This is a genomic window from Halomonas smyrnensis AAD6 (assembly GCF_000265245.1).
GTDB lineage: Bacteria > Pseudomonadota > Gammaproteobacteria > Pseudomonadales > Halomonadaceae > Halomonas > Halomonas smyrnensis.
This window is the reverse complement of record NZ_AJKS02000019.1, coordinates 47,844-55,233: the sequence shown is the minus strand read 5'-3', so window position 1 is coordinate 55,233 and position 7,390 is coordinate 47,844. Positions and strand designations below refer to the sequence as shown.

The 7,390-nt window shown below is 67.9% G+C and carries 6 protein-coding genes and 1 pseudogene; 1 reads left to right on the top strand and 6 read right to left on the bottom strand.

Going from position 1 to position 7,390, the window contains the following annotated elements; genetic code table 11:
• From UYS_RS17565 to prfB, 6 genes and pseudogenes are all read right to left on the bottom strand, one after another.
• Positions 1 to 240 (bottom strand): annotated as a pseudogene (locus tag UYS_RS17565) (hypothetical protein); the annotation flags it as partial.
• Positions 237 to 548 (bottom strand): BolA family protein, encoded by a 312-nt coding sequence (locus UYS_RS0215175; RefSeq protein WP_016856376.1) that lies wholly within the window; start codon positions 546 to 548, stop codon positions 237 to 239. The pseudogene UYS_RS17565 and the gene UYS_RS0215175, both read right to left, overlap by 4 nt.
• Before the next feature lie 28 nt (positions 549 to 576).
• Positions 577 to 1,989: an MFS transporter gene (locus UYS_RS0215170; protein WP_016856375.1), complete on the bottom strand. Its 1,413-nt coding sequence runs from the start codon at positions 1,987 to 1,989 to the stop codon at positions 577 to 579.
• 73 nt (positions 1,990 to 2,062) lie between these two features.
• On the bottom strand, positions 2,063 to 2,449 hold the full coding sequence (locus UYS_RS0215165; protein ID WP_016856374.1) for a hypothetical protein: 387 nt from the start codon (positions 2,447 to 2,449) through the stop codon (positions 2,063 to 2,065).
• Positions 2,450 to 2,713: 264 nt separating this feature from the next.
• Positions 2,714 to 4,249 (bottom strand): lysine--tRNA ligase, encoded by a 1,536-nt coding sequence (lysS, locus tag UYS_RS0215160; RefSeq protein WP_016856373.1) that lies wholly within the window; start codon positions 4,247 to 4,249, stop codon positions 2,714 to 2,716.
• Positions 4,250 to 4,412: 163 nt separating this feature from the next.
• Positions 4,413 to 5,511, bottom strand: a protein-coding gene (gene prfB, locus UYS_RS0215155; protein WP_152479779.1) for a peptide chain release factor 2 whose coding sequence is annotated in 2 segments (ribosomal slippage) — positions 4,413 to 5,435 and positions 5,437 to 5,511 — 1,098 coding nt in all. Because the reading frame shifts where the segments join, the coding sequence is not laid out codon by codon here.
• A gap of 253 nt (positions 5,512 to 5,764) precedes the next feature.
• Here prfB and UYS_RS0215150 point away from each other — a divergent pair.
• On the top strand, positions 5,765 to 7,342 hold the full coding sequence (locus tag UYS_RS0215150; RefSeq protein WP_016856371.1) for a peptide ABC transporter substrate-binding protein: 1,578 nt from the start codon (positions 5,765 to 5,767) through the stop codon (positions 7,340 to 7,342).
• Positions 7,343 to 7,390 lie beyond the last annotated feature (48 nt).

Sequence of the window (7,390 nt, the reverse complement as noted above, 5' to 3'; positions counted from 1 at the left end):
CTCGCGGGGCTCCGCCGCGGGCGACGCGGGGGCGGCCGGCGCCGGGGCAGACGGCTCGGCCGGCGCGTCCAGCAGCGCATGAAGGCGCTCGCCGGGGGCCTGGCGAGCGCCGACGTCCGGCACGGGCAGCTCCCACTCGCAGGCCTCGGTCGGACGGGCGTTGGGCATCCGGTAGCGCGCCGTCCAGGCCGTCAGGCCCATGGCCTCCAGATACTGCAGCCGCTGGGGCTCGGTGGTCACGAGTTGCCGCCGCCCCGACAGTTCGGGGAGTCCGGACGCGCTTCACCGCGGGCCTGCCACTCCTCGGGGGTGTAGGGATGCAGCGCCAGGGCGTGCACGGGGCCGGCCAGCTCGTCGGTCAGCAGGGCGTAGATCTGCTGGTGACGCTTGACCGGCATGATGCCGGCGAAGCGCGGCGACACCACGGTCACCTTGAAGTGGGTCTCGGAGTTGGGCGGCACGTGATGCATGTGGCTCTCGTTCTCCACCTCGAGGAAGGTGGGCTCGAGGGCCTGGAGCTTTTGCTCGATGGTCGACTGGATGCTCATCTCGGCGTTCCGCTGGTGAGTGTCGGGGTCATTGTACGCGTTCGACCGCGGCGCGACGACGGGCACGCTGCGCCTCGCCGGCCAGCGAGACGCGCCCGAGGCTGGCCATCAGCGACAGCCCGGTGGCGATCACCCCGGCCCACAGCGCCACCTGCACCGGGGCCCCGGCGGCCAGGCAGGCGCCGACCAGCGCCACGCCCAGCGACTGCCCCACGGTGCGCGTGGTGCTCATCACGCCGGAGGCATTGGCACTCTTCTCGGCCGGCACGCTGCCCATCAGCTCGCGATTGTTGGGCGGCTGGAAGAAGCCGAAGCCGAGCCCGCACAGCGCGGTGCGCCACAGGCAGTCGATCACCTCGGCATCGGCCTCGAGCCTCGCCAGGCTGCCGAGGCCGATCATCAGCAGCACCAGGCCGGCCGAACTCAGCAGGCTGGGATTGAGACGATCGGCCAGGCGACCGGCGAGCGGCCCGGCCACCATGATGGTCAGCGGCCAGGGGGTGAACAGCCAGGCGGTCTCCAGCGGCGAGAAGCCCATCCCCTGCTGATAGAGGAAGGACAGCGCGACGAAGGCCAGGCCCTGACCGACGAAGGCCAGCCCCTGGGAGGAGACGGCCAGGGTGAAGCGACGCTCCTCGAACATCGACAGCGCCATCAGGGGATAGGGCGCGCGGCGCTGACGGGCCAGGAAGGCGGCGCCGGTGGCCAGGCTGAGGGCGAGCCAGCCCAGCGTCTCGAGCCCGGGCAGCTCGGCGCCGTTGCCGTCCAGCGCCATGAAGAAGCCGCCCAGCGTGGCCATGGCCAGCAGCGCGCCCCAGCCGTCGAAGCCGCCGCGGCGGCCCGGCTCCCTGGGCAGCGCCCGCCAGGCCAGCGCGACCGCGCCCATGGCCGGCAGCGCCGGCAGCGCGAACAGCCACGGCCAGCTGGCCACCGAGAGGATCGAACCGCCCAGCGCGGGACCGGCGGCGTAGCCGATGCCCACCACCAGCGAGCTCAGCCCCAGGGCGCTGCCCAGCAGCCGCGAGGGGAAGATGGCGCGATACAGCGAGGGTCCGATCGACAGCGTCGCCGCCGCCGCTACGCCCTGCAGGGCGCGGAACGCCAGCAGCGCCTCGAGGCTGCGCGACAGCGCGCAGCCCAGCGCGGCCAGGGCGAACAGCACCAGCCCACCCATGTAGACCCGGCGCCGGCCGACCAGCTCGCTCACGGCGGCGAAGACCAGCAGGAAGGCGGCGCAGGTCACCTGGAAGAGGTTGGTCACCCACACCGCATCGGCCGACGCCACCTCGAGATCGGCGGCGATGGACGGCAGCGCCAGGTTGACCATGGAGTTGTCCATCACCGCCATGGTGGTGCCGAGGATCAGCGCCAGCACCGCGAGACGGCGTTCGGCCCCCGGCAGGCCATCGTCGCCGGGGCGGTTCGAGAAGAGTCGGCTCATGTGGGATCGTCGCTGACAAGAAAACCGGCCGAAGCCGGTTTTCTCGAGGTTTGCCTGCCGGATGGAAGCAGAATCAGTCCTGATCCGTTTCCAGCAGCAGATTATCGTCCACTTCGGCCACTTCCAGGGCCGTCTCGTCATCGAGATCGACCGCCAGGTAGCTGTACTCGAAGTGCAGGAAGCGCTGGAACAGCGCCCAGTCGAGGGTCTCGGGCCACTGGCGCTCGTCTTCTTCCCAGGCGCGCAGCTCGGTCTCGAGGATCTCGAGATAGCGCTCGCGGACGAAGCCCTCGAGGGCCTCGGGAGAATCCATCTCCGGGATCAGATAGACGGTGCTTTCCCTTTCGACGTCGCCGAGCGAGAGGTCGTCGTCACCCATGGTGGGCTCCAGGGCATTGACCCAGTCGACGAAGTGCTGGGTCGGCCTGACGCTCAGGGCGGAACGGTTGAGCAGTTTCATCACGGTCTCCTCGACGTCGAAACGCTGCCATTATGGGGGCCAGGGGCGCTCCTTACCAACACTTCCCGATCAACCTGGCGAATGTAGGGCTGAGCGATCACCCAAGAAGCCCGCGGAAGGAAGCGAGCTAGACCCGAGTAGGCGACGTCGGCTGGCGCAGGGCAACGCGAACACGCTATGAACCCTTCCCTGGGCGCTCCCTTCTTCATCCCTGAAGAAGGAGGTTCGCTTATCCCTGTGCCAGCCTTGGAGCGTCGAACCGTTTCAGTCCACCTGCGGGCGCATGGCCGGGAACAGCAGCACATCGCGGATGGAAGCGCTGTCGGTCAGCAGCATCACCAGGCGGTCGATGCCGATGCCCTGGCCGGCGGTCGGAGGCAGGCCGTACTCCAGCGCGCGCACGTAGTCGGCGTCGTAGTACATGGCCTCGTCGTCGCCGGCCTCCTTCTCGGCCACCTGGGCGGCGAAGCGCTCGGCCTGGTCCTCGGCGTCGTTGAGCTCCGAGAAGCCGTTGGCGATCTCGCGGCCGCCGACGAAGAACTCGAAGCGCTCGGTGACGAACGGATCGCTGTCCTTGCGACGCGCCAGCGGGCTGACCTCGGTCGGGTAGTCGGTGATGAAGGTCGGCTGCTGCAGGCGATGCTCGACGGTCTTCTCGAAGATCTCGATCTGCACCTTGCCCAGGCCCCAGCCGTCCTTGACGTCGATGTCCAGGCGCTCGGCGATCTGACGCGCGGCGCTCTCGTCGGCCAGCGACTCGGCGTGGATGTCCGGGTTGTACTCGAGGATGGCGTCGAACACGCTCAGCCGGCGCAGCGGCTGGCCGAAGTCGTACTCGTAGCTCTCCAGCACCTCGCCCTCGGCGTCACGCACGGTGTTGGTGACCACGGTGCTGCCCAGCACCCGCTGGGTGACCTCGCGCAGCATGGCCTCGGTCAGATCCATCAGGTCCTGGTAGTCGGCGTAGGCCTGATAGAACTCGACCATGGTGAACTCGGGGTTGTGCCGGGTCGACAGCCCCTCGTTGCGGAAGTTGCGGTTGATCTCGAAGACGCGCTCGAAGCCGCCCACCACCAGGCGCTTGAGGTAAAGCTCCGGCGCGATGCGCAGGTACATGTCGATGTCCAGCGCGTTGTGGTGGGTGATGAAGGGCCGGGCCGTGGCGCCGCCGGGGATCGGCTGCAGCATCGGGGTCTCGACTTCCATGAAGCCGTGATCCTCGAAGAAGCGGCGCATGGCGCTGATCACGCCGGCGCGGGTCTGGAAGACCTCGCGGGAATCCGGGTTCATGATCAGGTCCACGTAGCGCTGGCGATAGCGGGCTTCCATGTCGGTCAGGCCGTGGAACTTGTCCGGCAGCGGGCGCAGGCTCTTGGTCAGCAGGCGCGCCTCTTCCATCATCACGTAGAGGTCGCCCTTGCCCGACTTGTGCACCGGGCCGCGGCCGGCCACGATGTCGCCGATGTCCCAGCCCTTGATGTCCTCGAGCACGTCCGCCGGCAGGCCCTTCTTGTCGACGTAGAGCTGGATCTGGCCGCTGGCGTCCTGGATGACGATGAACGGCCCGCGCTTGCGCATGATGCGCCCGGCCACGGCCGCGGGACGCGCCAGCGCCTCGAGCTCGGGCTTGTCCTTGTCGCCCAGCTCGGCGGCCAGTTCGGCGGCGGTGCTGTCGCGACGGAAATCGTTGGGGAAGGCACTGCCGCCGTCGGTGGCGGCGCGCTCGCGGCGCTCGGCCAGCTTGCCGCGGCGCTCCGCGATCAGGTGGTTCTCGTCCTGGGAAGTGTCCTGGTTAGCCATGTCGCTACCTGTTGAAATCATGGTGTCGAATACAGAGACATCTCACCTAGAGCCGCGCGAGCGACGCCGAGACAAGGCGCCCCTCGGACAGAGCGCGGAGTTGACGAGTCGTCAATGAGCATCTCTGGCCGAGGGGCAACGCCGTATCGGCGAGCGCAGCAGGCTATAGGCCTTGTTTGAGGCTCGCCTCGATGAACTGGTCGAGATCGCCGTCCAGCACCTTGTCGCAGTTGCTGGACTGCACGCCGGTGCGCAGATCCTTGATGCGCTGGTCGTCCAGCACGTAGGAGCGGATCTGGCTGCCCCAGCCGATGTCGGCCTTGGAGTCCTCGGCGGCCTGCTTGGCCGCGTTGCGCTTCTCCATCTCGTGTTCCCACAGCTTCGCCTTGAGCTGTTTCATGGCGAAGTCGCGGTTGGCGTGCTGGCTGCGCTGGCTCTGGCAGGCCACCACGATGCCGGTCGGCTCGTGGGTGATACGCACCGCCGAGTCGGTGGTGTTGACGTGCTGACCGCCGGCGCCGCTGGAGCGATAGGTATCGGTCCGCAGGTCCGAGGGATTGATCTCGATCTCGAAGCTGTCGTCCACCTCCGGCGACAGGAACACCGAGGCGAAGGACGTGTGGCGACGGCCGCCGGAGTCGAACGGACTCTTGCGCACCAGGCGGTGCACGCCGGTCTCGGTACGCAGCCAGCCGAAGGCGTACTCGCCCTGGACATGCACGGAGGCCGACTTGATGCCCGCCACCTCGCCGGCGGAGAGCTCGGTGATCTCGGCCTTGAAGCCGTGATGCTCGGCCCAGCGCAGGTACATGCGCAGCAGGATGTTGGCCCAGTCCTGGGCCTCGGTGCCGCCGGAGCCGGCCTGGATGTCGAGATAGGCGTTGTTCTCGTCCATCTCGCCGGAGAACATGCGCCGAAACTCGAGCTTCTCGAGGCTGGCCTGGAGGTTCTCCAGCTCGCGCTGGACCTCCTCGACGGTGCCCTCGTCCTCCTCCATCTCGGCCAGTTCCAGCAGGTCCTGGCTATCCGCCAGCCCCTGGTCCAGCTCGTCGATGGTGGCGACGATAGCCTCGAGGGTCGCCCGCTCCTTGCCCAGCTTCTGGGCATGGTCCGGGTCGCTCCAGACGTCGGGGTCCTCGAGCTCGCGGGTGACTTCCTCTAGCCGATCCTTCTTTTCGGCATAGTCAAAGATACCCCCTCAGGACGTCTGTCCGCTCAGACAGGTCCTTGATGAGGTGGTTGATCGGATTGGTTTCCAGCATGGGGTTCGCCTGAATCCAAGGGAGATGAGGCGCGCGCCGGCGCCGGGCGCCGACGGCGGAGAAAAGACGAGCATTGTAGCGAAATGCACCGCCAGCGGCCATCCCGCAGGGGCCAGCGCAGCCGGGGTATCGAATTCGTGGATGAACTCATGCGCAATTTCAAATGGACCCCGACCAGGGTCACGAGGGAGGGTAAGTCATGGCTGCTTCGCGGCCGAACACTACAACAAGCACAAGCCTCAAGGAGTGATTCATGAGCAAGCCCCGTCTTGCCGTCGGCAGCCTGTTGCTCGCCACCGGCCTGGCCGCCTCGCCCCTGCAGGCCGACACCCTGCGCCTGGCCATCATGGGCGAACCCGCCTCCCTCGACCCGCACAAGATCAGCGGCACCTGGGAGAACGATGTGGTCGGCGACCTCTTCGAGGGGCTGGTGACCGAGGCCGCGGACGGCGATCGCATCCCCGGCGTGGCCGAATCCTGGGAGGTCTCCGAGGACGGCACGGTGTACACCTTCTCGCTGCGCGACGATGCCGAATGGTCCGACGGCACCCCGGTCACCGCCGATGACTTCGTCTTCGCCTTTCGCCGCATTCTCGACCCGGCCACCGCCGCCAGCTATGCCTACCTGCTCTACCCGGTGAAGAACGCCGAGGCGGTCTACGCCGGCGAGGCCGACTCCGACACCCTGGGCATCGAGGCCCTGGACGAGCGGACCCTGCGCATCACCCTGGAGCGCTCCACGCCCTACTTCCTCGACCAGCTGGCCCACTACACCGCCTACCCGGTGCCGAAGCACGTGGTGGAGCAGTACGGCGACGACTGGTCCAGGCCCGAGCACATGGTCTCCAACGGCGCCTTCATGCTGGAGGACTGGCAGTCCCAGACCCGCATCGAGGCCGTGCGCAACCCACACTTCCATGACGCCGAAGACGTCGCCCTCGACGAGGTGGTGTACTTCCCCATCGAGGAGCGCAACACCGCCCTGAACCGCTTCCGCGCCGGCGAGATCGACATCGCCCGGGAGTTTCCCACCCAGCAGTACGACTGGCTCCAGGACAACCTGCCGGAAGCCGTGCAGGTCGCGCCCTATCTCGGCATCTACTATTACGCCTTCAACACGCGGGACGGCCATGCCACCAGCGACCCGCGGGTGCGCGAGGCGCTCAGCCTGGCGGTGCGCCGCGAGGTGATCACCGGCCGCATCCTCGGCACCGGGGAAGAGCCGGCCTACCACTTCGTGCCGCCGGACGTGGCCCACTACGACGGGGCGGAACTCGATTTCGCCGACCTCGACCAGCAGGCGCGCCTCGAGCGGGCCCGGCAGCTGATGCAGGAGGCCGGCTACGGCCCGGACAACCCCCTCGAACTCCAGCTGCGCTACAACACCAGCGAGGACCATCGCAAGGTGGCGATCGCCGTGGCCGCGATGTGGAAGCCGCTGGGCGTCGAGGTGGAGCTCTACAACTCGGAGGTGGCGGTGCACTACGCCGACATCCGCCAGGGCGACTTCGACGTCGCCCGGGCCGGCTGGATCGGTGACTACAACGACGCCCAGAACTTCCTCAGCCTGCTGGAGGGCGGCGTCGCCAACAACTACGGCGCCTACGCCAACCCGGCCTTCGATGAGCTGATGGACCGGGCCGCCGGGACCCAGGATCTGGACGCTCGCGCCGAGCTGATGGCCGAGGCGGAACGGCTGGCCCTGGATGACCACGCCGTCCTGCCGATCTACGACTATGTCTCGCGCAACCTGGTCAGCCCGACGCTGACCGGCTGGGAACCCAACATCGAGGATATCCACCGCTCGCGCTGGATCGGCTTCGACGACTGAACCCATCTTCCTCCAACCGGCGACGGCCCCGGGACACTCCGGGGTCGC